Origin of the sequence: Shewanella aquimarina, assembly GCF_023349185.1 — a bacterium.
In the GTDB taxonomy this organism is placed as follows: Bacteria; Pseudomonadota; Gammaproteobacteria; order Enterobacterales; family Shewanellaceae; genus Shewanella; species Shewanella aquimarina.
This window is the reverse complement of record NZ_JAKIKY010000004.1, coordinates 79,088-104,494: the sequence shown is the minus strand read 5'-3', so window position 1 is coordinate 104,494 and position 25,407 is coordinate 79,088. Positions and strand designations below refer to the sequence as shown.

General features: G+C 56.9%; 18 protein-coding genes. 11 read left to right on the top strand and 7 right to left on the bottom strand.

The genetic code is table 11. The annotated features are described in order from the left end of the window. The 3 genes from L2731_RS06605 to L2731_RS06595 form a co-directional block, all read right to left on the bottom strand. A complete protein-coding gene (locus L2731_RS06605) occupies nt 1-654 on the bottom strand; it encodes a condensin complex protein MksE (RefSeq protein WP_041510107.1) in 654 nt (217 codons plus the stop codon). After that, a complete protein-coding gene (locus tag L2731_RS06600) occupies nt 655-4,326 on the bottom strand; it encodes an ATP-binding protein (protein WP_249252355.1) in 3,672 nt (1,223 codons plus the stop codon). Nucleotides 4,327-4,727: 401 nt separating this feature from the next. Then, on the bottom strand, nt 4,728-5,441 hold the full coding sequence (locus tag L2731_RS06595) for a DUF3581 domain-containing protein (RefSeq protein WP_239849641.1): 714 nt from the start codon (nt 5,439-5,441) through the stop codon (nt 4,728-4,730). A 564-nt stretch (nt 5,442-6,005) separates the two neighbouring features. Here L2731_RS06595 and L2731_RS06590 point away from each other — a divergent pair. The 3 genes from L2731_RS06590 to L2731_RS06580 all read left to right on the top strand — a co-directional run bounded on the left by L2731_RS06590 (nt 6,006) and on the right by L2731_RS06580 (nt 8,827). After that, nucleotides 6,006-7,175 (top strand): porin, encoded by a 1,170-nt coding sequence (locus tag L2731_RS06590; protein WP_239851007.1) that lies wholly within the window; start codon nt 6,006-6,008, stop codon nt 7,173-7,175. Between the two features lie 178 nt (nt 7,176-7,353). Then, complete coding sequence (locus tag L2731_RS06585) at nt 7,354-7,872, top strand: FMN-binding protein (RefSeq protein ID WP_239849640.1); 519 nt, start codon at nt 7,354-7,356, stop codon at nt 7,870-7,872. A gap of 154 nt (nt 7,873-8,026) precedes the next feature. Beyond that, nucleotides 8,027-8,827 carry a PepSY-associated TM helix domain-containing protein gene (locus tag L2731_RS06580; RefSeq protein ID WP_249252354.1) on the top strand — a complete coding sequence of 267 codons (801 nt, stop codon included), beginning with the start codon at nt 8,027-8,029 and terminating at the stop codon, nt 8,825-8,827. Nucleotides 8,828-8,949: 122 nt separating this feature from the next. Here L2731_RS06580 and mrcB read toward each other — a convergent pair whose 3' ends face one another. The 3 genes from mrcB to L2731_RS06565 form a co-directional block, all read right to left on the bottom strand. Next, nucleotides 8,950-11,337 carry a penicillin-binding protein 1B gene (mrcB, locus tag L2731_RS06575; protein WP_249252353.1) on the bottom strand — a complete coding sequence of 796 codons (2,388 nt, stop codon included), beginning with the start codon at nt 11,335-11,337 and terminating at the stop codon, nt 8,950-8,952. 27 nt (nt 11,338-11,364) lie between these two features. Next, nucleotides 11,365-13,887, bottom strand: a complete 2,523-nt coding sequence (hrpB, locus tag L2731_RS06570; protein ID WP_249252352.1) for an ATP-dependent helicase HrpB — start codon at nt 13,885-13,887, stop codon at nt 11,365-11,367. Nucleotides 13,888-13,989: 102 nt separating this feature from the next. Then, nucleotides 13,990-16,185, bottom strand: a complete 2,196-nt coding sequence (locus L2731_RS06565; protein ID WP_249252351.1) for a putative bifunctional diguanylate cyclase/phosphodiesterase — start codon at nt 16,183-16,185, stop codon at nt 13,990-13,992. Between the two features lie 235 nt (nt 16,186-16,420). Here L2731_RS06565 and thpR point away from each other — a divergent pair, with 235 nt between their 5' ends. Beyond that, nucleotides 16,421-16,951, top strand: a complete 531-nt coding sequence (gene thpR, locus L2731_RS06560; RefSeq protein WP_249252350.1) for an RNA 2',3'-cyclic phosphodiesterase — start codon at nt 16,421-16,423, stop codon at nt 16,949-16,951. A 41-nt stretch (nt 16,952-16,992) separates the two neighbouring features. On the opposite strand, the gene pepB is transcribed toward thpR, so the two are convergent. Further along, nucleotides 16,993-18,270, bottom strand: a complete 1,278-nt coding sequence (gene pepB / locus L2731_RS06555; RefSeq protein WP_239849634.1) for an aminopeptidase PepB — start codon at nt 18,268-18,270, stop codon at nt 16,993-16,995. A 562-nt stretch (nt 18,271-18,832) separates the two neighbouring features. On the opposite strand from pepB, the gene sfsA reads away from it, so the two are divergent. From sfsA to panC, 7 genes are all read left to right on the top strand, one after another. Beyond that, nucleotides 18,833-19,537: a DNA/RNA nuclease SfsA gene (gene sfsA / locus L2731_RS06545; protein ID WP_249252349.1), complete on the top strand. Its 705-nt coding sequence runs from the start codon at nt 18,833-18,835 to the stop codon at nt 19,535-19,537. Nucleotides 19,538-19,696: 159 nt separating this feature from the next. After that, on the top strand, nt 19,697-20,140 hold the full coding sequence (gene dksA, locus L2731_RS06540; RefSeq protein ID WP_011866925.1) for an RNA polymerase-binding protein DksA: 444 nt from the start codon (nt 19,697-19,699) through the stop codon (nt 20,138-20,140). A gap of 86 nt (nt 20,141-20,226) precedes the next feature. Continuing rightward, nucleotides 20,227-21,150 (top strand): tRNA glutamyl-Q(34) synthetase GluQRS, encoded by a 924-nt coding sequence (gene gluQRS / locus L2731_RS06535; protein ID WP_249252348.1) that lies wholly within the window; start codon nt 20,227-20,229, stop codon nt 21,148-21,150. An 81-nt stretch (nt 21,151-21,231) separates the two neighbouring features. Then, nucleotides 21,232-22,674 (top strand): polynucleotide adenylyltransferase PcnB, encoded by a 1,443-nt coding sequence (gene pcnB, locus L2731_RS06530; protein WP_249252346.1) that lies wholly within the window; start codon nt 21,232-21,234, stop codon nt 22,672-22,674. Beyond that, complete coding sequence (gene folK / locus L2731_RS06525; protein WP_249252344.1) at nt 22,674-23,162, top strand: 2-amino-4-hydroxy-6-hydroxymethyldihydropteridine diphosphokinase; 489 nt, start codon at nt 22,674-22,676, stop codon at nt 23,160-23,162. The genes pcnB and folK overlap by 1 nt, the downstream gene beginning before the upstream one ends. 79 nt (nt 23,163-23,241) lie before the next feature. After that, a complete protein-coding gene (panB, locus tag L2731_RS06520; RefSeq protein ID WP_160797849.1) occupies nt 23,242-24,036 on the top strand; it encodes a 3-methyl-2-oxobutanoate hydroxymethyltransferase in 795 nt (264 codons plus the stop codon). Between the two features lie 16 nt (nt 24,037-24,052). Beyond that, nucleotides 24,053-24,901 (top strand): pantoate--beta-alanine ligase, encoded by an 849-nt coding sequence (gene panC / locus L2731_RS06515; RefSeq protein WP_249252343.1) that lies wholly within the window; start codon nt 24,053-24,055, stop codon nt 24,899-24,901. The last annotated feature ends 506 nt before the right edge of the window (nt 24,902-25,407 follow it).

The window sequence follows — 25,407 nt, the reverse complement described above, 5'->3', positions numbered from 1 at the left end:
TCAGATCAAGTCCCTCTGGGTTGCGGTTTCCGCCTGGGCCTCCAGGCTGAGTCCTTCGGTTTCATCGATAAAGCGGATCACCTCATAGAGATAGTCCAGCTTACCGGTGGCGATATAGATCTGCTTCTCCTGGTTGGGACGCAGCAGATATCCCAGCTCCACCAGGCGTTTAAACACCAACTTGATCTGCGCGTCCACCTGGGTAGAACTTGAGCCAAACAGACGATAGTGGCTGATCTTAGCCAGCTGCTCACGAAACGCCGGCGTATCTTCGATACGTGTCTGTAACTCATTGAGACGCACCGCCGCACCTTCTGACAGGGGCGCATCCTGGCCGCTGGCCTCTTGCACCAGCACCAACCACTCCACCAGTGGGATCAGCGCATGACAGATGTCGCGAAACTGACTGGAGATCACCTTACGCTCATCATCACCCAGTTGCAGATAGCCACAGAAGAACACCTCGCCCTCCCCGGCCGAGGCCAGGGTACGATTGATCTGATTCAGGTATTGCTCGACGCTGTCACGCGTGGTCTGGGATTTAAGCGCGCGCCAGGCGTCTTCGTTACTGGTTCGGCAGATAAACTCGCCGCGCAGCAAGGCTTCGATCAGGGCGCCCTGGCCCACGAGTACGGTTTGTGTGCTAGTGCTCATTTACACAGCCTCCTTGGCAAAACGCTGGCTCAGCTTATCGGCAATAGGGTTAACTTGCGGCTTAACCACCTGTAATTTCTTGGTTTGCTTATTGATGATGTATCGGTTGGCAAACAGGTTAAGCACCTCTGACTCAGGGTTCGGGAAGGCGCCCAGTACCGAGATGTTGTTGTTCTCACAGGCATCGAAGATCTTCTTCACGTTGCCGTGGTGCAGGGTACCCAGCTCGTCGATCGGCCAGTGAATGGTGACATCGGCGCGGCCACGCAGCAGGCGGGTGAAGGCCAGCAGGAACTTACACAAGATCAGATAGGCCATACCATGGCTCGACGACTCGTTGAGCTGACGGTCGGTACGGATCACCAGATCGCTGTTGCCCTCCTTGAGGCGCAGCTCGATCTCCAGCAGCTTGGCGATACCGCCAGTCAGGGCGGCGCGGCCAATAATATCCAAGGCGCGGCGCATGCTGCTGGTGTAGTGCTCGTCAGGCAGATCGGCAAAGCCTTCGGCCTTCCACTGTTTGAACGCCTTAACGAACTCCTCCAGCTCGGGCCAGAACTCGAGCTCGCTGATGCGTGAGCGGATACGCACCGCCGACTCGCTCACCCCGTCGAGGAACAGCTCTTCACCCACCTCGCGGGTGATGCGTGCACTCTGGGAGGCGATGCGGCGGTCGATATCCGCCAGCACGTCGTAAAACGCCGTCAGATCGATACCAAAGTTACGCCCCTGCTCTCGCAGCCCCATGATCGCCTGTGGCACCATTACGTTGAGCAGCTGCTCAAGCTGCGGCACCAGCTTGCGATAATCCAGCAGGCGAATGCCCTTGTCGTTGACGAAGCTCGACTCCTCGCGGGCGCGCTCCCAGGTCTCAGACAGGCTAGAGCCCGACTTGCTGGCGATCACCGAGTCGAAATGCTCGATATACTGCTTCACCGATCCCATCAGCTGATCCCGGCGCAGCAATAACTCTTCGCCCTGACGCAGACGCTCTGTGAGTCCACCCTGCATCTCATCCTGGCTCGATGGCAGCTTAAGCTCTGCCAGCTTGCGCATCACGGCGCGCAGCTTGGTCAGGTTCTCCGAGGCCTCCACCTGGATGGCATCGGACTGTTTACGCTCGCTATCATATTGCTGGCGCTGATGTTTAATCTCGTTGGCCTTAGTGGTGAGCTGTTGCGTCAGCTCGGTCACCGCCATCTTGACCTGACTCAGCTCGGTCTGCAGCTTAGGCTTACGGGCCAGCCAGGTGTGTTGATACCAGTCGTCGAAGCGCAGTACCTCGCTGCGGCGCTGCTCCGCCTTGCTGATGTTGCTCTCCAGCTCGCGGATCTCCTGCTTAAGCTTAAGGATCTTGTCTTCATCCACGCCGCGGGACTTCAGCTCATCCTTATACCACTGCTCGCAGGCCTTCTGCTCCGCCTTGGCCGCCTGGCGGCGATCGTTAATATTCTGCTTAACCTGGGAGAGCTGGGCATCCAGCGCGCCGACCACTTCCTGCCAGTAGGCCTTCTTCTCCATGCGCGCCTCGAGCGCCTGCTCGTTTTGTTCCTCGAGCCACTCCTGATGCTGAGCCTTAAGCTGTTTCATCTCGCTGTCGAGACGGGCGAGACGCTTCTGCGACTCGGCCTTACGGGCAGAGAGTGCCTGATTGATCTTCTCCTGCTCGGCGCGTTTCTCGTCGAACAGGCGGCGCAGATCGTCGCGGCTGTTCTTGTAGGCCGTCTTGGCAAAGGTGAGTTCGCGATTAAGCTTATCCAGCTCGGCATTGATGGCCACCAGGGCCTCCTCCGCCTCGGCCTGCAGCTGCTTGGCGCTGGCCAGCGCCTCCTCGGCCTCGCTGTAGCGGCCCCTGAGCTCCTGCTCCGAGGCAGCATATTCTGGAGTTGCCAGCGCCTTGAGATCCAGCTCGACGCCGCAGAAGCTGTCGCCGCCGGCCGACTTGGCCGGGTGCAGATCGCTGCGATGTAAAAGCTCTGGGTTGATCAGCTTGCCTATGCTCTCCTCCCAGCCGTCGACCTCCTTGCGCAGGTACTCAAGCAGGGTATGAGACTGAGGAAAGAGCACCTGATGCAGCTCATCCAGTGCGCCCTGACGCTCGATAACCCTTAACCCTGCCTGTCTCAGGCTCTCGTTGGCCTGGTCCCGCTTGGCTCTGAGCTTGCGCTCCTCGCCTGCCAGGCGATCCACCATGGCGTTGCACGCCTCCTGCTCCTCGTCGGCGCGGGAGATACGCTCGTCAAACACCGCCAGGGTCAGCTTCTCTTCTTCGCTGTAGGTGACGCCGTTGACCTGCATCTGCAGCTCGGCCGCCGTCAGCTTGAGCTGGTATTCCTGCTCGTTGTGCTTGGCACGGCCCGCCTCCATCTGCTCACGCCAGCTTTGCTCGAGAGCGGCCAGCTCCTCGCGGCCCGCCTCCTGCTGCTTGTCTCTGGCTTCACGATACTTATCTTGTTCCTTATCTAGCTGCTCCAGCTCGCGGTTGAGATTCTCGCCTATCTTGCTGCGACGGGCGTTGTAGGCCGCCTCTATATCCTGGTGCTTCTCGGTTTGCAGCTTATGACGCTCGGTCAGGTTCTCCAGGCTGGCGCGCCAGCTGGGCAGCTGCTCGAGATCCAGCTTGGCCTGCTCGATATCGGCATCGAGAAAACCTGCGTGCTGATCTTCGATGATATCCAGCTCATGCTCTATCTTGGCCACGTCGCCCTTGGCGGCAGAGAGATCCAGGTTGAGTTCGTCGCGCAGCTCCTTCCACTCATCGTCTAGCTGACGCAGCTTGTTGCCGAGATCTTTCGAGCGCTGCTGATTTAGCTCCTGACGCTCTATCTCCTGAGCCTCATCCTTGCCATAGCCGCGCTTCAGCCCAGCCAGGCGCTGCTCCGCGCTCAGCAGTTGGTTAAACTCCTGTTCCAGCTTGTCAAATTCGGGGCGGATCTGCTCAAAGCCCTGGATCAGCTGGCTCTCGCGGATCCAAGACTCGACCCGCTGCGGGTTGAGGCGTGAACTCGGCGGGTTAACCCCGTCCTCCTCCAGGATGGCGGCGATCATCGACTTGATGGTCTCCATCTTGCCCTCTTTAGAGTGCACCGCCTTGGCCAACTTCTCTATATGGCGCAGCGTGTGTTCGTGCTGACACAGAGAGAACTGGCGGGCGTAGGCGCGTAATTCGCTGCGGTTGCTGCCGGTGCTGAGCAGGGTGCGATCGTTTTGGATGATGGCGCGATACTCACGGGTGTTCAGCAAATTAGTCACCGCCACCCCGGCGCGTTTCATCTCCCGGCCGAGCTCGGCCATGTTATGGCAAAGAATCGACTCCCCTTGTTGCGACTTGACATAGTCTTCCAGCTCGAAGCCCTTGCCGATGAAACGGTAGTTGACCCCCTTGCCGTCACCTGCAGAGGCCAGTACAGCCTGGGTCAGCAGGCCATCGTCGCGGCGATACTCGTAGATGATATAGCTGGAATCATGGGGCAGATACCAACGCTCGAAGCTGTCACGGGTCGAGGGCACCACGCGGCTGGGGTACTCGCCATAAAACACGGGCACCAGACGCTGTAGTGTGGTCTTGCCCGAGGCGTTGGTACCACAAATGTTGGTGTGTCCATCGAGGGCGAGTTCCACAACGCCGGGGAGGTGCGTATTGATCAGCACGATACGATTTAAGCTTGGCATCTCTTTCCTTATCCAAACGAGCTTGTCGGCCGCCCAGCGGGGCGAGCAGCAAAGGGGAATAGCAAAACAATCCCACTAAAGTAAAACAAAGCTATCGGCTTGGCAATCTGGCCCGGGACTTGGGTGGGATAGTCGTTTAAAAAGCGTGCGTAACGCCCGATTTCAGGCGGTTTTCACGGCATGAATGAAGAAGACGGCAAGCATAAAGAGAACGAGTGATGTTCAGGATCGGCTCGTGGCGAATGCCAATGGCTAAATGCTTGGAACAGAAAATTGAGAGCTGGGAACAGGAAATGGAGAGCTGGGAACAGGAAATGGAGAGCTGGGGCCGCAATTTAGGCGTCGGGAGCAGAAATAGAAAGGGCCGGCAAGCGCCGACCCCAATTCAGCATGCCAGCAGACTAGTCGGCTTGCTGATAGCTGACGCGGCGCGCCTCATAGCGGGCCACCATCTCATCCATGCTTGCATCTTCCAGTGGACGCAGGCCGCTAAGCACCAGGGTCTTCTCACCCGTGCCCACCAGGGTGTCGCCGCAGTGCAGCTCAAACTTCAGGGTCACGTCGCCGCGCTTGCCGTCTATCTCAAGCGTCTGCTCCACCAGGTTGAGGGCGATGCTGTCGAAATCTAAGGTATTGAGATCGAACGACATGCTCTCATAGATCACCAGAGGACGGGCCGGGTTGATCATCATGCCGTGCTGCTTCATCAGCGGCACCAGCACATGGGTAAAGTTGAGCCCGGAGAAGGCCACATAGCTACGCACGAAGGACTCTGTCTGCACCTCGCACTCGGTTGTCTCGCCGCTGCGGCTCACACTCAGGTACTGCTTGTCCTTATCATCCAAGATGGCAAAGCTGTCACCGACCGCATCGGGAAACACCAGATTGACACCGCTGCCGACCATGCCCTCGAAACGAAATGTCATCTTCTGGCTCAGCCCATATTGTCCCAGCACCAAGGCAAACAGGAGATCTCCGGGTACGCAAAACTTCTTGGCATCGACATCGTGGATGGGATTAAAGTCCTGTGCGACCCCTTTGGCAAATTCGCTCGCCTGCTGGGCTGACACAGAGACCAATTGCTGTGCTTTATTAAAATAAGGACTTAGAAACATATCGGCTCGTCAATCAGGTGGTGTAAGAGTTAACTATAACAGTCAGTTAAAAATTTAAGGAGGCACAGTCTATAGCAAAACCCGCCAAACACTTCTCCGATGACTTGAGGAGCCCCTGTTTTGCCACCAATCTAGGCCGAAAGATCCGCCATTTCCCTGTCGCAACTCTCCTATCCCCTTGACTCGTCTATGACTTAAGCCCATCTACTCGATCGCTCAAACTGTGCCCAAACCATGCCTCAAGCTGAGTCTAAAACCAGAAGCAAGAATGCTGATTTTCCCCAAAACTCCTCTAAAGCTGCAAAAAAGATAAATTTTTTAAAATTAACAATGTCAGTCAACGTCAAGGGTTAAAAATCAGGAAAAACAACATCAAGCCATTGTTATAAAATGATTTTAAACCACACTAACGCTGCACTACCTGGGTACAAGCTCCTTTACCTTGACTTTACATTTGTTGATCTCAATCAAAAAACTTAATGATAATAGTTTGCATTACGATGCCTAGTTGATAGAATCGCCAGCAACTTAATAACCCTGATACAACAACTGGGAAGAGAAATGATGAAGAAAACGCTAATTGCCGCAGCACTGGTCAGCGCATTCGCTAGCCAAGCCGCTATCGCCTCAGATGAGACTCAAGAACTGCGTAAAGTGATCGAACAGCAACAGAAAGTGCTGAAAGATCTTGAGAAGCGTCTAGAGCAAACCGAGCAGCGTGTAGAGAAGACAGCCGACGCCGTTGAAGAAAGCAGCTCAGCCAAGAGCGCGACGACTATCGGTGGTTATGGTGAGCTTCACTACAACAACATCACTGACAACAAATCAGGTTCAGACAAGAAAGAGTTCGATTTCCACCGTTTCGTACTTTTCTTCGGCCACGAATTTACTTCAAACACACGTTTCTTCTCTGAAGTAGAGCTAGAGCACTCTATCTCTGGTGACGGCCAGAACGGTGAAGTCGAGCTAGAGCAGGCTTACATCGAGCACGATTTCAACGACATGCTGACAGGTAAGGCGGGTCTGTTCCTGATGCCAGTAGGTATCATCAACGAAACTCACGAGCCACCAGCATTCTACGGTGTTGAGCGTAACCCAGTTGAGAAAAACATCCTGCCTGCCACTTGGTGGGAAGCAGGTCTAAACCTAAACGTTAAGGCAGCCCCAGGCCTAGCCTTCGATGCAGCAGTCACTTCTGGCCTGAACGTTGGCGAAGACTACAAGATCCGTGGCGGTCGTCAGAAAGTTTCTAAGGCAAAAGCTGAAGATCTGGCGTACACAGCACGCGTTAAATACACTGCCGTTCCAGGTCTAGAGCTGGCTGCTACCGTGCAGTACCAATCTGATCTGACTCAAGGCCGTGGAGATGTCGATACCGCTTCTGCGACCCTATTGACTGCACACGCTATCTACAACATCGAAAACTTCACCGTTAAGGCACTTTATGCTCAGTGGGATATCGATGGTAAAGAAGCTGAAGCACTTGGCCGTGATGAGCAAACAGGTTGGTATATCGAGCCATCTTACCGTTTCAACGAAAGCTTTGGTGTCTTCGCTCGCTACAACGAGTATGACAACAACGCAGGTAACGGCGCCGACACTAAGGTCGAGCAAACTAACGTAGGTATCAACTACTGGTTGCACGAAAACGTTGTCTTCAAGGCCGACTACGAAAAAGTTGGTGGCGCTAAGGATGCCGACGGTTTCAACCTAGGCGTTGGCTACCAGTTCTAAGCCTTTGGCCCATCTAAGCCAATAGCAGATACCGCAGTGCTCAATGCTCCCATTGAGCACTGCCTATGGCTAAGCCACTTTACGAGGTGTCTTAGTCATAGTTAACAAGCACAATGAAACAACAGCTGAACGGATTCATTACCACAGGCCTCCTCCACTCTTGCTACCGGGTCATCCAATGAAGTCTCTCTCTATCAAACTTATATTTGCCTCACTCTTCACCGCCTTCTGCGTACAGGCCGCCAGCGTCTACCAAAGCAGTGAAGACTTTATCAGCCAGGCCTTTGCAGGCCCCATGCCCAAGGCTAAGGTCTACTGGTTAGAGGATAGCGACAAGCTGGTGATCGAAGATATCCTGGCGCATAAATTCAACAAGATGCGCCTTCGCTACTGGCTGCAACAAGGCGAGACAGTTTGGATCCTCGAAGAGATAGGCAAGGAGTCCCCCATCACGGTCGGCATTCATGTGAAAGACAAGGCGATAGTGCAGACCAAGGTGCTGGTCTACCGTGAGAGCCGCGGCGACGAGGTACGCCACGAGTTTTTCACCGATCAGTTTAAGCAGGCCAGGCTTACCGAGGAACATCAGCTGGATCGCAAGATAGATGGCATCACAGGGGCCACCCTGTCGGTACGCGCCCTGACTAAGCTATCACGCATCGCCCTCTATCTGGACGACAAGGTCAACAAGCCCTAAGCCTAGGTTGGCGTTATTCTAAAGGCTGTTATATGATGACCAGCGAGCAGGCTAGCCCTGCTCTTTTCGTATCCAACAGGCTGTCAGCGCCGGGCATCCATGAGTCTGCTTTCGGCCGCGCGCCAGATAATAGTCAGAATAAAGAACGCCATAGATGACAAACAAGCCCCGCCACCCCCATCGTAAACCCCTGTGGCAGAAACTCGCCAAGATCTTCCGCCCCTGGCACAGACGCTTAGGGATCGCCAGCGCCCTCTTAGTGGTCATGGTTGCAGTCACTGGCGTCTTAATCAACCACAGCAACGACTTCGCACTAGACAGCGCCCATGTACATCAGAGCTGGCTGCTGGATCACTATGGCATCAAGGCGCCTGGCCGGGTCGCCATCTTCGAAACACAGCCACTGCTCGCCACCAGTGATAACCTGCTCTGGCTAAAAGGCAAACCTGTATTAGAAGCCCAAGGGCCGCTGCTTGGTGCCCTAGCCTATGGCGAGCACTATGTGGCCATCGACGCCCAGCACCTCTATCTGCTGAGCCAAGACGGCGCATTGCTTGAACAGCAGGGCCGGGCAACCGGCCTGCCTCAAGATCTCAAAGCACTGGGCCTTCTGCCCACAGGTGACGGCCAGCAGCTATGGCTCGACACAGATTCGGGCAGTTATCTGAGCGATGCCGATCTCATCGAGTGGCAGGCGGCAAAGCCTCTGGTGACCCTCGACTGGCAGGCGCCGCTGGCCGATGACAAGAGTCACGCGCTCATCCAGGAGTTATCACTCAGCGCCCGCGCCATGCACCTCACTTGGGAGCGTGTGCTGCTGGACCTGCACAGCGGCCGCATCGTCGGGCTAGCCGGCTCGCTGATGATGGATCTCGTCGCCCTCTGTCTCATCTTCATGGCGATCTCCGGCCTCTATCTATGGCAACAGGCCAAGCCTAAGAAACGCCGTAAGTAACTAGGCCCTAACTTCTGCCACCAAGACAGAGAGCGCCATATAGCGCGGCTCAATCCAGCAATACAATAAAAAAGCTCACCTAAGGTGAGCTTTTTTATTAACTATGGAAAGCCTGATAGCGCCTAGCCGCCCATCAGCTTCTGCCACCATGACAGCGGATCGCCACAGTTCTTGGCCGGATGATAACTCTCACTCAAGGCCGGTAGCGCCACCACATTGTTGCAGCCCTTCTCCTTGGCGACGCCCGTCTTGGCATCGAAATATCCAGGCACCACACCACTTACCGGCGTACGTCTCAGGCCGATGGGCGCGCGCTGCTTGAGGAAGGCCTGGTAGACGGCCATGGCACCGCTGCTGCCATAGAGGCTGGTCTTGCCGTTGTCATCCAGCCCCACCCAGACGGCCGCCACGTTACGCTCATCGAATCCGGCAAACCAGGAGTCGCGCGAATCGTTACTGGTACCCGTCTTACCCGCCAGGGTCACGCCCGGGAAGGCTTGGCCCAACCTGGCGGCAGTGCCCGATTGCACCACCTGAGTCATGGCATGTTGCACCAGGAAGTCGCTGGCCACGGGGATCGCCTGATCCGTCGCGCGCTGACTGGCCGACAGAGGTTGATTATCGGCATCCAGCACATGGGTCACCGCACTCAGCTGACGGTAGCGACCGTTATCGGCCAGGGTCTGATACACCTGGGCCACCATCAAGGGCGAACCGTTGACCGCCCCCAGCAGCATGGAAGGATACTCGGGGATCGCCTCGTTCCAGCCAGACTTGGCCAGGGTGGTTGCCACAGCGTCTGTACCAATCGCCATCCCCAGGTTGACCGTCGGCACGTTCATCGACTTCTTGAAGGCGGTCAATAGCGGCACCTCGCCGGAGAACTGCTTGTTGACGTTTTGCGGCGACCAGGTCTTGCCATGGGAGTTGGTCAGAGTGATGGGCTCATCCTTTAACGGCGTCGCCAGGGTGTACTTGTCTCCATGGGTCAACGCCGTGGCATAGACGAACGGCTTGATCAGCGAGCCTATGGGGCGGCGGATCTCCACCGCGCGGTTAAAGCCTTGATAACTAGGCACCTTGTCGCCCACCATGGCGGCGATACCGGCAGAGTATTTGTCGGTGACCACCATGCCCACCTGCAGCGCCTTGTCGCGCTGCTCCAGGTTTTTCATGGTCGAGCGCACCGCCTGCTCCGCCGCCTCCTGGGCCAGGGGATCTAGGGTGGTGTAAACCTTGATGCCCGACTGCTGCAACAGGCTGTCGCCGAATCGGCGGGACAACTCGCCGCGCACCACGGCGAAGAAGGCCGGCAACTTCTGATGCACAGGCTTGCTCGCCTTACGCACACCGAGGGGAGATTCCACCGCGGCCTTGTACTGGGCCACCGGCAGCTGTCCCGACTCCATCAAGAGGCGCAGCACCAGATCCCGTCGCTCCTGAGCCCGCTCAGGATAACGCCAGGGGTTGTAGTAGGAAGGCCCCTTGATTGCCGCCACAAGGAAGGCCTGCTGCGGCAGGGTCAACTCGGCGATCGGCCGACCGAAATAGAACTGAGAGGCCAGGCCCATGCCGTGAACGGCGCGAGACTTATCCTGGCCCATATAGACCTCGTTGAGGTAGGCCTCAAGGATCTCATCCTTGTCGTAACGAAAATCGATAATGATCGCCATCAAGGCCTCTCTGAGCTTACGTATGATGGAGCGCTCACTGGAGAGGAAGAAGTTTTTCGCCAACTGCTGGGTCAGGGTCGAACCACCCTGCACAGTGCGCCCGGCGCTGATGTTGACCATGGCGGCACGTATGATGGCGAAGGGGTTAACCCCGTGATGCTCGTAGAAGCTCCTGTCTTCCACCAGGATCAGCGCATCGACGATCGCCTGGGGGAGCTTATCCGTGGCCACAAACAGCCGGTCTTCACCGTCGCCGGTGATCATGCGATCCAACAACACCGGCTCAAGGTGGAACACCGCCAGCTCGCGGTGATCGCTATTGCGCGACACCGAGGCGACCCCCTGACTGTCGAAGGTGATCATCACCCGCTGCGCCTCTTGGGATCCTTGGGGATGCAGGAAGGGACGACGCCAGAGATCCACCTTGGTCATGGAGGCAGAAAATTCCCCCACCTGGCGGGGGTTGGCCACCTTGCGGTAGCCCAGTAGCTTGAGCTCAGCGATCAGCTGAGCATGACTCACAGCGGCGCCGGGATAGAGGGCCATGGATCGGCTGAATACCTGCGCCGGCAGGTGCCACTTCTGCCCCTCAAACTTGCGGGCGATGATCTGATCCAGATAGATACTGTAGATGGTCATGGCGGCAATCAGGATCAGACCAAGCTTCCAGCTTAACGACCAGATCCTGCGTCCCCAACCCGGCCTCGCCGCAGCGGCACGCTTGCTCTTGGCCGTCTTACTCTTGCCCGACTTGCTACTAGCCGACTTGCCAGTAGAAGGCTTTCGAGTAGAAGACTGGCGGGGTCTGCGTGGTTTTGGTGTCTCTTTATTCGTCATCGTATTTCCAGTCAAACAGCAAAGGGGCTAAAGCCCCTTTGCTGACATCTTTTTCTTGGTCAATTTAGTCGGCAAGGTGTTGGCGGGATCGTCCGGCCACAGATGCTTGGGATAGCGCCCCTTCATCTCTTTCTTCACCTCGACATAGGGGCCCGCCCAGAAGTTGGCCAGATCCGCAGTCAGCGCCAGTGGTCGCATGGCCGGCGACAGCAGTTCCATGGTCACTGTCAACTTGCCCTGAGCCAGCCTGGGACTCTCGGCCATGCCCAGCGCCTCCTGCAGGCGCACACTCAGCAGGGCTCGCCCCGAATTTTCATATCGTATCGCCGCCCGAGTGCCCGTCTTCATCGGCCAATGGCTCGGCAGCGCCTCGTTTAACACTTGTTGTAGCCCCCACTCCATCCGATTCAGGAGCAAGGTATAGAAATCCAGTCCCTTGAGCTGAGTAAGACGGCGCACACCGTCGAGATAGGGGCCAAGCCACTCAGGCAGCGTCGCGAGCAAGGCCTGATCACTCAGATCGGGCCAATCACCCGGTTGGCCGAGCTGGCTTGCCAAGGCGATGCGCAGGCGAAGCTGCTCCACCTTATCATCAAAGCCCAGCAGGGAGAGACCCTTAGTGCAGATCAGCTGATAAACGGCCTGCTTGATCGTCTCTTCATCCAGGGTAGCCAGGGGGCGCTCCCGCAATATGATAGCGCCGATGCGCCGCTGAGTTAACCCGTAAAAGCGCGCCTTCTCCTCATCCCAGCCAGTCTCAACAACCGACTTCACCTGACTGGCCAGCGCCCCGTCAAACAGCGTCGCGTCCAGCTTGGCCGCCAGCAGCACCCGGCCACTGCTCTGGCCTTCACTCTCCTGAAACTGTGCTACCACCAGCCAGGGCTCACCCTGCAATGCATCGTCATCATTGAGGGCGACGCCTGCGCCGCAGGCCAGCTGATAGCCCTTGGCACCACGTGCCTTGGCGATGCGATCGGGAAAGGCCAGCGCCAGCAGGGTTGCGATATCTTGGTCGCGACTCTCGCTAATGGCTTTCACTATCTCCTTGCCTCGGCCGGCATCCATCCTGGTCAGATATTGCTGCGCCAACTTGGCCGTTTCACCGCTCCTGGCATCGCTCAGATAACGGCTGATATCGGCGCCGCGTCTCGCCAGGGCGCGAGATTCCAACAGCGCCGCCAGCACCGCCGCGAGCGGCAGGTAATAGGGCGCATCCATGCCGTCCATCTCCCTGGCGGCCAGCAGCATGTGCGCCAGGCGCGGATGACAGCCGAGGCGATAGGCGGCGCGGCCATGGGCGGTAATACGCCTGTCGCCATCCACCAGCGCCAAGGCTTGCAACAGATTCCAGGCTACCGTCTCGTTAGCCTCGGACGGGGGCGAGATCAGTGGCAGCGCATCGAGGGCATTCACGCCCCAAAATGCGGCGTCCAGAACTGCGTTGGTTAAGTCCCCATGGAGGATCTCGGGCTCATCGGCCTTGAGCAGACGCTCATGCTCCTGCTGCGGCCAGAGGCGAATGCAGTGGCCTTCACTCAGACGCCCTGCGCGGCCGCTACGCTGCGCCGCCGACGACTGGCTGATCCGTTTGAGTGACAGGCGGCTCACCGCCGTCCTAGGGTTGAAACTTGCCTGACGCTTAAAGCCTGCGTCCACCACCAGACGGATATCTTGAATGGTCAGACTCGACTCGGCCACGTTGGTGGCGAGCACCAGCTTACGCATCCCCGGCGGTGGCGGCGCGATGGCGCTGTCTTGTTGAGCCGGCGGCAGGGCGCCATAAAGCGGCGTAATTAAAAATTGCTTAGCATCGAGCCGTTCCGATAACAGGGTCTGTAGCCGCGCTATCTCTCGCTGGCCAGGCAGAAAGGCCAGCAATGAGCCCTCTTGATGCTCGGTCACCGCCTCGACGATCACCTTGGCCATATGCAGCAGCCAGTCCTGATGGGCGGCACCGGGGCGGTAACTCAGACTCACCGGGAAGCTGCGCCCCTCACTCACCAGGCTCGCCGCCTCGGGCATCAGCGCTTTTAGCGGCAAACCGTCTAGGGTGGCCGACATCGCCAGAATTTTAAGATCTTCGCGAAACGAGGCCTGTACCTCCAGCGCCAGTGCCAGGCCGAGATCTGTGGTGAGGTGGCGCTCATGGATCTCATCGAAGATGATCAAGCCGTAGCCAGATAGTTCAGGGTCTTGTTGAATCATCCGAGTTAATACGCCTTCGGTCACCACCTCGAGACGCGTCTTGGCGCTAACGCTCGACTCGCCGCGCACCCGAAAACCCACAGACTGACCCACGGCCTCCCCCCGCCTGGCGGCAATAAAATGCGCCACGCTGCGGGCCGCGATACGCCTTGGCTCGAGCATGAGGATCTTGCCCTCGATCTCAGGCCAGTCGAGCATGGCTAGCGGCAGTGCGGTCGACTTACCCGCACCGGTTGGCGCCTGCAGGATCAGCTGGGCGTTATCCGCCAGCGCCTGCTTAATCTCGCCAAGGAGTGACTGGATAGGGACAGAATTGGGTACAGGTTGGGCTGCTTGATTCAAGGGCGGTGTTCAATCGGCAAAAACTGGCGACAGTTTACTAAAGATGAGGCCAAAGCTAAACAGAGGAGTCCCTGCATAGGCCTTGCCTTAGGTTAACATCTCTTAACCTTCCAGCTCGCGATACCAGTGCAGTCCCTCACCCGAGGTCAGGGTCGCCAGCGGCGCGGGACAGGCTATGCCATAGCCCTGGCCAAACTCGACGCCCAGTTTTAGCAGGTGTTTGGCGATTTCGAGCGACTCGACAAACTCGGCCACTATCTCAAACTCCATGTCACGGCCGAGCTGACAGATGGCGGAGACGATGGCCTGGTCGGCGCGATCCTCACACAGGTGCTGAATGAACTGGCCGTCAATCTTCACATAATCGACATTGAGCAACTTAAGATAGGCAAAGCTGGAGAACCCTGAACCAAAGTCATCCAGCGCCAGCTTACAGCCAAGTGGCTTCACCGTATTGATTAGCCCGGTGGCATGATCCAGCTGGCTCACCGCCGCCGTCTCGGTGATCTCGAAACAGAGCTTACTCACCAGCTCGGGCTCGCCCAGCAGGCGCATCTCCAGCCAGTTGATAAATTCGCTGTCGCTGATGGAGAGCGCCGACAGGTTCACCGACACCATGGAGAGGGATTGCCACAGCGCCAGGTGTTCGCTGCCCCAACGCAGCAGCTTATCGATCACCCAGCGATCCAGCTTGGACGCCAGATTAAAACGCTCGGCGGCGGGCAGAAAGATCCCCGGTGGGATCAGCTCCCCCTCGGGTGAACGCATGCGCAGCAAGATCTCAAAGTGCAGCCCGTCGTCGTTGACATTCAGAGGCTCTATGGGCTGATAGAAGAGTTCAAACCTGTCATTCGCCAAGGCACCGACGATATCCACCGAGGCGTTCATCTCGGTATTGAGTTTCTCGACCACGGGATCCTGGGCACTATAGAAATACCAGGCGTTACCGCCCTTCTCCTTGACCAGACGACAGGCGGCACCGGCACGGCGCAACAGATCCGAGACAGAGTCGACCTCGCTCTCGCAGCGGGCCATCCCCATACTGACGCTCACGCTATGGCGGCGCCCCTCCCAGCAAAACTCATGGTTAGCCATCGCATGACAGATACGCTCGGCCACCTGCTCGGCACTCTGCGCATCGATATTGGGCATCAGGATGCCAAATTCATCGCCGCTGAGACGGGCGATAACATCTTCCTTGCGCACCAGCTGGCTCAGGCGGGCGGCCAGCTGGCACAAGAGCTGATCGCCGGCCCTGTGACCGCTGACATTATTGACTACCTGAAACCTGTCCAGGTTGATGAAGCCGACGAAGGTAGAGCGCTCGCACTGACAGGGATTGGCCAGATCATACAGGGCCTCGAAGTAGGCGCGATTGGGCAGCCCGGTCAGCGAGTCGAAATTGAGCGAAACGCTGCGCTCTTCGCTCTCCACAGCAGGCTCGCCCACGGGCTCCACCAGCATGAGAATGGGGCCGTCTTCACCGGACAGGCAGAGAAAGGTCACCTTGGACAAGTCATCGTCCAAGGCATATTTCAGCGGTACCTCGCAGCTGGATTGCTCCAGCAGCTGATCTCTCACCAGGGCCATGGTCTCGAGCAGACGCTTCTGCTCCCGCTTAGGCACCAGGCTCTCCACCTTCTGCAGCGTCTCCACTCGCAATATCTCGGCCGCACTCTGATTGTAACGAATCACCCTGTCATCCACGCCGATATGCACGCAGGGAATTGGCAGGCGATAGAGATGCTCGATACAGACCAGCTCGTTACTCTTGGCATTTAAACGCTGACGCGCCGCCTCTTGGGCCAGCCCCAGCATACTGCCGGCCAGCAGCAGATTGTGGCGAATAGCCTCGGGCCATTTGCCGTCACAGTCATAACGATAGGCGCCGAAGATATAGTGTCTCTCGCCGCCTACCGGCAAGAGTAACACGCTGCGGATCTTGGCCTGGTTGAGGCGCAGACGGCTGTCCTCATCATCGATGATAGCGGTCACATCTTCGACTATGGCAGGTTCGCGCAGGGAGGTGTAGGAGTGCAGGTGACGGTTATTGGCGACCCGACTGAGCAACATCTCGGCGTCGCGCTTACTGAAAATAGAGGCATCGGACTGGTACATGGCTTCTATCTGCACGGGCAGACGTCCCTTGCCGATACGTAACAGAAACAGGCCATCACACTGATTGCTGGCGGCAAGTTGCTGCAGAATAAGCTGCAGTTCCTCTTCCAGATCGTGCTCGCATAAGTAAGCAAGCGTCTGCTCTAGCGATAGGGGGCCCTGTTGCGTATCGGATGACATATACTATCTAGTCCTTAGATTGGCTAACCTGATACAAACACTGATTATAGTCAGAAATCATAGGATTACCTTATGATTAAAGTTGTAACGGCTAGCTGTGAGTGACTATAGGTTATATTTCGCTTTTACAGCGACACCAACAAATAAGTCGCTTAAAAATCAAGCCAGTAGAAAGCTCGACTCGTAGCATTTTTGTAACACACTTTAACCTTTATCGGCAACCAGGGGACCCCCAATGAAACGACTCTTTCTCGCCATCGCGCCCAATGCCGCACATCTGGCGCAGCTGACCCGGCTACAGGCGAGCTTAGACAAGCAGGGACGCCTAGTCCCCAGAGACAATCTGCACATGACCCTGGCCTTCCTCGGCCAGTGCAGCGATGACCAGCAAGAGGCGCTATGCGACACCCTAGACAGGCTCGCCCATCAACGCCGTCTGCCGGCATTCGAGGTGACCCTCAACACCCTGGACTATTGGCTTAAGCCTAAGATTATCTGTCTCAAGGGGGTGGCGCGGGATCCCCGGCTCATCAGCCTGTTCGATCTATGCCAAGGGCTGGCCCAGCAGCTCGGGTTACACACCAGCGAGCACAGCTTCACGCCCCATATCACCCTGATGCGTAAGGCCAAGGTGCTACCCGAGTTCAAGGCGCCTTCCCTCACTCTCTGCGGCCATGCCCTGCATCTATATCACTCTCAGAGTAGCGAGCAGGGCGTGCAGTATAAGGTATTGGCCTCCTGGCCGCTCACTGCCCCAAAAGCATAAAAAAACGCGCCAAATGGCGCGTTTTTCTCTTTCACTACAACTTAGTCCTGCAGCAGCTCGGCGATGGTCAACACGCCATGTGCGGTTGCCCCAGCGGCCCACAGGCCGTTAGCCGTATCGGCGAAGGCCGAGGCGAGATCCATATGCAACCACTGGGTGTCGTCTGACACGAAACGCCAGAGGAAACCGGCGGCATTTGAGGCGCCGCCCGCGCCGCCGCCTTTAACAGGACGGCTGTTGGCGGTATCGGCATAGGCAGATGGGCACATCTCTTTGTGCCAAGGCTCAAGTGGCAGCGGCCACACCTGCTCGGCCACGGCGGATGCCTTCTCCTGCGTGCGGCTGATCAGCTCACGGCTCGGCGAGAAGATGGCGTTGTAGGAGGTACCTACCGCCATCACGGCGGCACCGGTCAGGGTCGCGGCGTCGATCACTAGAGGCGCACCGGTTTCACAGGCGGCCTGCAGACCATCGGCCAGCACCAGACGCCCCTCGGCATCGGTATTAACCACCTCGACCGAGACACCATTCTTATAGGTGAGGATATCCCCCAGCTTATAGGCTCGGCCGCTGATCAGGTTCTCGGCGCAGCAGAGGAACAGCTTGATGCGCTTGTTCAGGCCAGACTTGATCGCCAGCCCCAAGGCCGCAGTCACTGTCGCCGCGCCGCCCATGTCGCACTTCATTCCCAGCATGCCTTCGGATGCCTTGATGCTGTAACCGCCCGAGTCGAAGGTGATCCCCTTACCCACCAGGGCCGCCGACACAGGAGCGTCTTCGCCCAGCGGGTTATAGTCCAGTTCCAGCAGCGCAGGTGGACGCTCGCTGCCACGACCGACAGAGTGAATGCCGATCCACTTCTCTTCCAGCAGGGCTTCCCCTTCTATGATGCGGTAGCTCACCTTGTCGCCGCCTACTTTGGTCAGCCACTGGGCCGCCTGGTTAGCCAGGGTCATTGGGGCCAGGTTTTCAGGAGTCTCGTTGATCAACTGTCGGGCGAAGGCCGCGCTATCGCGTCTGTCGTCCAGCACCTTCTTGACGGCATCGTCGCCGGTCCAGGCAATCTTGCCGATCTGCTTGGCGGTAGCAAAGCCCTGGGCGAAGGCCCACTGAGTGTGAAGATCCCACAGCTCGCCCTCGAGCGCCACCTCGTTGATCCCCTGACCGCGCAGCTTACGTGCCGCCTGCTGCACCTGGCGTAGCTGATCCCCCGCCTGCAGATGGATATTGGCTTGGCCCGTCGTAAAGGTCACATCTGCGCTGCCCCAATGGGCCGCTGGGGCGTCCTCGGTCAGATAAATCTTCATCACGTCACTCATAATTGTTCCTTGTCAGTACAGAGAGTGGCTAGGCCCTAGGGCCTGTTGATTTTTCGAGTTTAATTTTTGTTCAATCTAAACGCGTTTTGCACGAGGCGAGAGCCATGAAGCATAGTTACTCTATGTGAATGGCGAACAACAAAGTGCAGCACGCGTTTTGATGAACCCGTTGGGCAGCGTTTGTAGGCTATTTCTACAGCGTTATCGCCAGTTTGTGTAGAAGACTACACGACACGGGCTCTGCCTTGTATAAATCACCTTCAAACAGCTGCAAAAACAAACGGAAAAGATCAACAGGCCCTAGTGGGCCCGCCTAATAATGCAGCCAAGTATAACGCCAATCGCCCTGCATTATCTAACCGACTCACACTTAACCCTAAAAGGGCGCCGCGACAGCCCGCCGCCTAATAAGGTAGAATCCGTGCGCTAAGTATCGGCGTATCTCATTAGGGTGTCTCAGACACTAGGGCCCCAAACAGGCCCAAGACAGCTCCAAGTTCAGCCCTAAGCTCAGTCCCTAACTCAGCCAAAGACATATAAGCAGAACAACAAGGTCAAAAAGATGATTTTTACCCCCGCATTTGAACAAGGAAAGTTACTCAGACGCTATAAGCGCTTCCTCGCCGACGTACAGCTCAGCGACGGTTCGGAGATCACCATCCACTGCCCCAACACGGGCTCGATGCGCAACTGCCTGTTTCCCGGTGAGCCCGTCTGGTTCTCGACCTCAGATAATCCCAAGCGTAAATATGCCCACACCTGGGAACAGGCGGCCTCCGATGAGGGCCACATCATAGGGATCAACACGGGAAGGGCCAACGCCCTGGCGGCCGAGGCGATTGAGGCCGGGGTAATAAGCGAACTGACCGGCTACGACAGCCTGCGCCGCGAGGTCAAATATGGCAGCGAGAACAGCCGTATCGATCTGCTGCTCGAGAGCGAGGATAAACCCGCCTGCTATATAGAAGTCAAAAGTTGTACCTTATTAGAGCAGGGCCAGGGATACTTCCCCGATGCGGTGACCACCCGAGGCCAGAAACACCTGCGCGAACTGATGGAGATGGTCAAGCAGGGTCACAGGGCGGTGCTTTTATTTGTGGTGCAACATACTGGGATAACCACAGTGGCTGCGGCCCGCCATATCGACCCAGAGTACGCCGAACTGCTGACTCAGGCACACCAGGCCGGGGTGGAAATTCTCGCCTACAGGTGCGAACTCTCGCCCAGCGCCGCCAAGCTGATTAAATCCTGCCCTGTCAAGTTGTAAATAGACGGTAAAAGTTGAATTAATACGTAATAGAGGACATAGTCAAAAGATAAACTCATGGCAGCTTAAAAAATTTGCGTGGTATATCAGATTCTGATATAGATATCGGCCTTTAATAAAAGACGCCCTACAACGCAAATGATTAACAGGAGATGCGTTATGCCTGAAGGCACTAAAAAACTTGGCGTGCTCGCTATCGCAGGTGTAGATCCTTACCAGGAAAAACCGGGTGAGGAATATATGAATACCGCTCAACTGGGTCACTTCAAAAAGATTCTCGATGCTTGGCGTAGTCAGCTCCGTGAAGAAGTGGATCGCACCCTGAATCATATGCAAGATGAAGCGGCTAACTTCCCAGACCCTGTCGACCGTGCGGCTCAGGAAGAGGAGTTCAGTCTTGAACTACGCGCCCGTGACAGAGAGCGTAAGCTAATCAAGAAGATTGAAAAGACATTGCAGAAGATCGAAGACGACGATTTCGGTTTCTGTGATTCATGCGGTATCGAAATCGGTATCCGCCGTCTCGAAGCCCGTCCGACGGCCGACCTTTGTATCGACTGTAAGACGCTCGCCGAGATCAAAGAGAAACAGATGGCCGGTTAATCTGGCGAGAAGCGGGGCTTAGCCCCGCTTTTTTGTATCCAGTCGCCCCAATCAGCGACATAGAAAGTGTGAACAAAGGTTTTGCCGTGAGCCCCCAAGCAGACCCAACCCTCTTCCCCAATCACCCTAAGCTAGACGACAAGGCCTATATCGGCCGCTTCGCCCCCTCGCCCTCTGGGCCGCTGCACTTTGGCTCCCTTATCGCCGCACTGGGCAGCTATCTGCGAGCCCGTGCCGAGCAGGGTCAGTGGCTGGTGCGTATCGAAGATATCGACCCGCCCAGAGAGGTAGCCGGTGCCAGCGACCTCATCCTCAAGACTCTGGAGGCCTACGGCCTGCATTGGGACGGCGCAGTGCTCTATCAAAGCAGCCGCCTGGATGACTATCAGGCACGGCTTAACAGTCTGCTGGCAGAGGACATGGCCTACTACTGTCAATGCACTCGCAAGCAGATCCAGGCGATGGGCGGCACCTATGATGGCCGCTGCGCGAAGCGCACGCCGAAACACGACTCGGGGGCCATACGTATTCGCAATACTCTGGCCATCGACTGCTTTAACGATGAGCTACTGGGTGCAATAGAGGTAGAACCTGCGTTTGCCGCAGAGGACTTCATCATCAAGCGCCGCGACGGCCTCTACGCCTACCAGCTGGCGGTGGTGATGGACGATGCCTTTCAGGGCATTACCGAGGTGGTGCGCGGCGCCGACCTGCTCACCTCCAGCGCCCGACAGGCGACCCTGTTTTGCCTCTTTGGCGAACACACGCCTAAGTGGCTGCACCTGCCGCTGGCCTGCGCCCAGCCCGGGATGAAACTCTCGAAGCAGAATCACGCCCCGGCCATCGACCTTAAGGCGCCACAGGCCAGCATCAATGCGGCGCTCGCCTTCCTCGGGCAGCCCCCCTGCGAGCCCGACAGGGTCGAGATCATGCTGGCCCAGGCCGTCAGCCAGTTTGACCTGAGCCGAATCCCGCGCCAGCAGGAGATCATACTTCCGCCAGGCGCTTAAGTCCGCTAAGGCCATAAACCAAACCGCCGTCACGAAACCCGATTTGACTGGCTAAGTCCGGGTATACTCTTTAACCCATAATTGAGTTATGATAGCGGCCTAATTTTAACCCTGACTCAAGATCCAAGTTCGAGGTGTCCTATTTTTCGCCGTATTAGTCAATTCTGTAAGCAGCTTTTTGAAGACAATCAAAACACCACAGAATCCACACCAGAGGGACTAAGCCTGGAGATAGTTGCACGTAAACATCATGCAATCTCTCGCAAGCACATTAGCGAAAACGCTATTAAGGTACTCTATCGTCTACACAAATCTGGCTTTAAGGCCTATTTGGTGGGCGGCGGCGTGCGCGACATCCTCCTCGGTCTAGAGCCCAAGGATTTCGACGTGGTCACCAACGCCACGCCGGAAGAGATTAAGAAGCTATTTCGTAACTGCCGCCTGGTGGGACGCAGATTCCGTCTGGCCCATATCGTCTTCGGCCGCGACGTCATCGAGGTCGCGACCCTGAGGGGCCATCATGTAGATAGCGGCGAAAAGATCTCTAAGATCAACGCCGAGGGTCGCCTGCTGCGCGACAACGTCTACGGCACCATAGATGAAGACGCCGAGCGCCGCGACTTCACGGTTAACGCCCTCTATTACGATATCAGCGACTTCTCCATCCACAGCTATGGCGGCGGCCTGCAAGATCTCGAGTCTCGCACCCTGCGCCTCATCGGTGACCCACAGAAACGCTACCGCGAAGATCCCGTGCGTATGCTGCGCGCCGTACGTTTCGCCACTAAGCTGGGGATGAACATAGACAAGGCCGCGGCCGAGCCGATCCCCGAGCTGGCACCCCTGCTGAAAGATATTCCCGCCGCCCGCATGTATGAAGAGGTACTCAAACTCTTTTTCGCCGGTCAGGCACAGAACAACTACGTCATGATGCGCGACTTTGGCCTGTTTGCCCCCCTCTTTCCCCTGGTGGATAACCTGCTAGAGGAAGATCCCAAGGGGCCTAGTCACAAGATGATCAAGGCGATCATGCGCAACACTGACGAGCGGGTGCAGCAAGATAAGTCGGTCACGCCGGCCTTCTTCTACGCCGCCATGCTCTGGTACCCCCTCAGTCAACGGGCCGACGATATCGCCCTGGAGAGTGGACTGAGCCAATACGACGCTTTCTACGCCGCCATGGGCGATGTGATGGAGCAGCAGTGCCGCACCATCAGCATTCCCCGTCGCTTCAGCACCCCGGCCAAGGATATCTGGCAGCTGCAACTGAGATTCGAGCGAAACCAGGGCACACGTGCCTTCAAGTTTATCGAGCATCCTAAGTTCCGCGCCGCCTATGATCTGCTATTGCTGAGGGCGGAAGCCGAGGGCGGCAACCTGGCCAAGACGGCCGCCTGGTGGAAGAGCTTCGTCGAAGGCAGCGAAGAGCAGCGCAGCGTCATCGCCCGCAGCACCAACAAGGGTAGCCGCAACCGCAACAACCGCCGTCGTCGCAGCCCGAAGAAGACACCGAAAGCCGAATAATGCTAACCGTCTATGTCGCACTGGGGGCCAATCTCGCGTCCCCTAAAGCCCAACTGGATCAGGCCTGCCAGGCACTGAAGGCCCTGGCAAGCGACGGACGGGTGAGCGTCTCCCCCTATTACCAAAGTGCCCCCATGGGCGATGTGCCCCAGCCCGACTACCTCAATGCCGTGGCTTGCTTTACCACCACCCTCGCCCCACTGGCGCTACTCGATGCGCTGCAGGCGATCGAAAATCAGCAGGGCCGGATACGCCAGGTACGCTGGGGGGCCAGAACCTTAGATCTCGACCTGCTCCTCTATGGCGACTGGCAGCTGGATGTCCCCCGCCTCAAGGTGCCTCACTACGGCATGAAGAGCCGTAGCTTCGTATTAATTCCCCTGTCAGATCTGGCGCCAACGCTCATTCTCCCCTGCGGAACCCAACTCAGCTCACTGATCACCGAGGAACTTAAGAGGCAAGTTCAACAACTCGGCCCGGATCATTGAACTTAGGCCTCAGTTAGCTTATAAAGCACACTACTGCCCAGGCAGAACCCTTTTTTAAATCAAAGTTAAGACCAGCATTATGTCTAAGATAACCAGCTCTACCCTGCTGAAATTCAAGCAGGAAGGTAAGAAGTTCACTGCACTCACCGCTTATGATGCCAGCTTTGCCGGCGCCTTCGACAGCGAAGGGATCGACGTCCTCCTGGTGGGCGACTCGTTAGGCATGGTATTGCAGGGACACGACGACACCCTGCCGGTCACAGTCGAAGATATCGCCTACCACACCCGTTGTGTGCGTCGTGGCATCAAGCGTTCACTGCTGATCGCCGACATGCCCTTCATGAGCTACGCCACACCAGAGCAGGCGATGACCAATGCCACCGCCCTGATGCAGGCTGGCGCCAACATGGTGAAACTCGAAGGCGGTCACTGGCTGCTGGAAACCGTCACTAAGCTGACCGAGCGCGGCATTCCCGTGTGTGCCCACCTGGGACTCACCCCGCAATCTGTGCATGTCTTCGGCGGCTTCAAGGTACAGGGCCGTGACGCCGACAACGCCCAGCGCATCATAGATGAAGCCAAGGCGATCGAGGCGGCCGGTGCCCAGCTATTGGTGCTCGAGTGTATCCCGGCCGCGCTGGCAAAGAGCATCACAGAGGCCCTCACCATTCCCGTTATCGGCATTGGCGCAGGCGCCGACACCGACGGTCAGATCCTGGTGATGCACGACGTGCTGGGGATCTCCAGCGGCTACATTCCACGCTTCTCGAAGAACTATCTGGCCCAGACCGGCGAGATCCGCAGCGCCATTCGCGCCTATATCGAAGAGGTCGACACTGGCGTCTTCCCCGCCGCCGAGCATACATTTAGCTAAGAAAGGTTGCTGTAACATGTACACCACCCAAGATATCGCCGCGATCCGCACCCAGGTGCGTCAGTGGAAACATGCCGGCGAGACAGTGGCATTCGTGCCCACCATGGGCAATCTGCACCAGGGGCATATCACCCTGGTCACCGAGGCGCTTAAACGCGCCGATCACGTGGTGGTCTCCATCTTCGTAAACCCTATGCAGTTTGGACAGAATGAAGATCTGGATGCCTACCCGCGCACCCTGGCCGCCGATCAGGCCGCCCTCGAGGCCGCCGGTGCCGAGCTGTTGTTTACCCCAACACCGGCCATCATCTATCCCAAGGGGATGGATAAGCAGACCTTTGTCGAGGTGCCGGGCCTGTCTGAAGAGCTGTGCGGCGCTAGTCGCCCTGGGCACTTTCGCGGCGTCGCCACCATAGTCTGCAAGCTGTTCAACATAGTGCAGCCAGACGTGGCCCTGTTCGGCAAGAAGGACTTCCAGCAGCTGATGGTGATCAAGGCCATGGTTGAAGATCTGTCTCTGCCTATCGAGATCGTCGGTGTCGATACCATTCGTGAGAGCTCTGGCCTAGCCATGAGTTCACGCAATGGCTACCTGAGCGAAGCGCAGAAGCAGCAGGCGGCTCAGCTTAAGCGCACCCTGGATGAGATGGCCGAGGCGATCGCCAAGGGTCAAGCCATCCCTAATGTAGTGCAGCACGCTCAGGAACAGTTGCACCAGGCTGGGTTTAAGCCCGATTACCTGTCGGTGCGTAATGCCGCCGATCTGCGTGAAGTCCAGGACGACGATAAACAGCTGGTGATCCTGGCCGCCGCCTTTATGGGCAGCACCCGCCTGATCGACAACCTGAGCTTCGAACGCGCTTAAGCGCTTAAGCCCTGCACGTCCGAATTTAGGGCGTCCTTAAGCCTAGAAAGCTCTTAAACTTAGCGCGTCTTTAGCCTCTAATTTCGCTTCTCAGGCCCAATGCCTGGGAAGCGATTTTTCACTTTAGGCTCACTTTTTACCCAGCGCTTTCACTCAGCTCTTTATCTAAAAATTGCCCCAAAACTGCCCCAAAACAACTCAAAATAAGGTCAGTTTGATCATCTAAGTCCCTGGTAATGCACCAAAGTCGATCGGCCTGCCAGGCAAAAATGCCATTATTTTCAGAAATAAAATTACTTATTTGAGCGAAAGCCAATAAAGTGACCTGGATCCAGATCCCCTGCAATTCATTTACATGCATTTCAAGCGATTAAGCATGCTTTCTGGCTAACCTACTGAAATTAATTGGTAATACCTATTTACCAGAAATACCAGGCTCCAACAGAGGTTTCACAAGGTGATCTGGATCACTAAAGCCAAATTTCCACCACTAACTGATTAGATTC

Coding starts and splice junctions, on each gene's coding strand:
- L2731_RS06605 (WP_041510107.1), bottom strand. CDS start 654: ATGAGCACTAGCACACAAACCGTACTCGTGGGCCAGGGCGCCCTGATC.
- L2731_RS06600 (WP_249252355.1), bottom strand. CDS start 4,326: ATGCCAAGCTTAAATCGTATCGTGCTGATCAATACGCACCTCCCCGGC.
- L2731_RS06595 (WP_239849641.1), bottom strand. CDS start 5,441: ATGTTTCTAAGTCCTTATTTTAATAAAGCACAGCAATTGGTCTCTGTG.
- L2731_RS06590 (WP_239851007.1), top strand. CDS start 6,006: ATGAAGAAAACGCTAATTGCCGCAGCACTGGTCAGCGCATTCGCTAGC.
- L2731_RS06585 (WP_239849640.1), top strand. CDS start 7,354: ATGAAGTCTCTCTCTATCAAACTTATATTTGCCTCACTCTTCACCGCC.
- L2731_RS06580 (WP_249252354.1), top strand. CDS start 8,027: ATGACAAACAAGCCCCGCCACCCCCATCGTAAACCCCTGTGGCAGAAA.
- mrcB (WP_249252353.1), bottom strand. CDS start 11,337: ATGACGAATAAAGAGACACCAAAACCACGCAGACCCCGCCAGTCTTCT.
- L2731_RS06565 (WP_249252351.1), bottom strand. CDS start 16,185: ATGTCATCCGATACGCAACAGGGCCCCCTATCGCTAGAGCAGACGCTT.
- thpR (WP_249252350.1), top strand. CDS start 16,421: ATGAAACGACTCTTTCTCGCCATCGCGCCCAATGCCGCACATCTGGCG.
- pepB (WP_239849634.1), bottom strand. CDS start 18,270: ATGAGTGACGTGATGAAGATTTATCTGACCGAGGACGCCCCAGCGGCC.
- sfsA (WP_249252349.1), top strand. CDS start 18,833: ATGATTTTTACCCCCGCATTTGAACAAGGAAAGTTACTCAGACGCTAT.
- dksA (WP_011866925.1), top strand. CDS start 19,697: ATGCCTGAAGGCACTAAAAAACTTGGCGTGCTCGCTATCGCAGGTGTA.
- folK (WP_249252344.1), top strand. CDS start 22,674: ATGCTAACCGTCTATGTCGCACTGGGGGCCAATCTCGCGTCCCCTAAA.
- panB (WP_160797849.1), top strand. CDS start 23,242: ATGTCTAAGATAACCAGCTCTACCCTGCTGAAATTCAAGCAGGAAGGT.
- panC (WP_249252343.1), top strand. CDS start 24,053: ATGTACACCACCCAAGATATCGCCGCGATCCGCACCCAGGTGCGTCAG.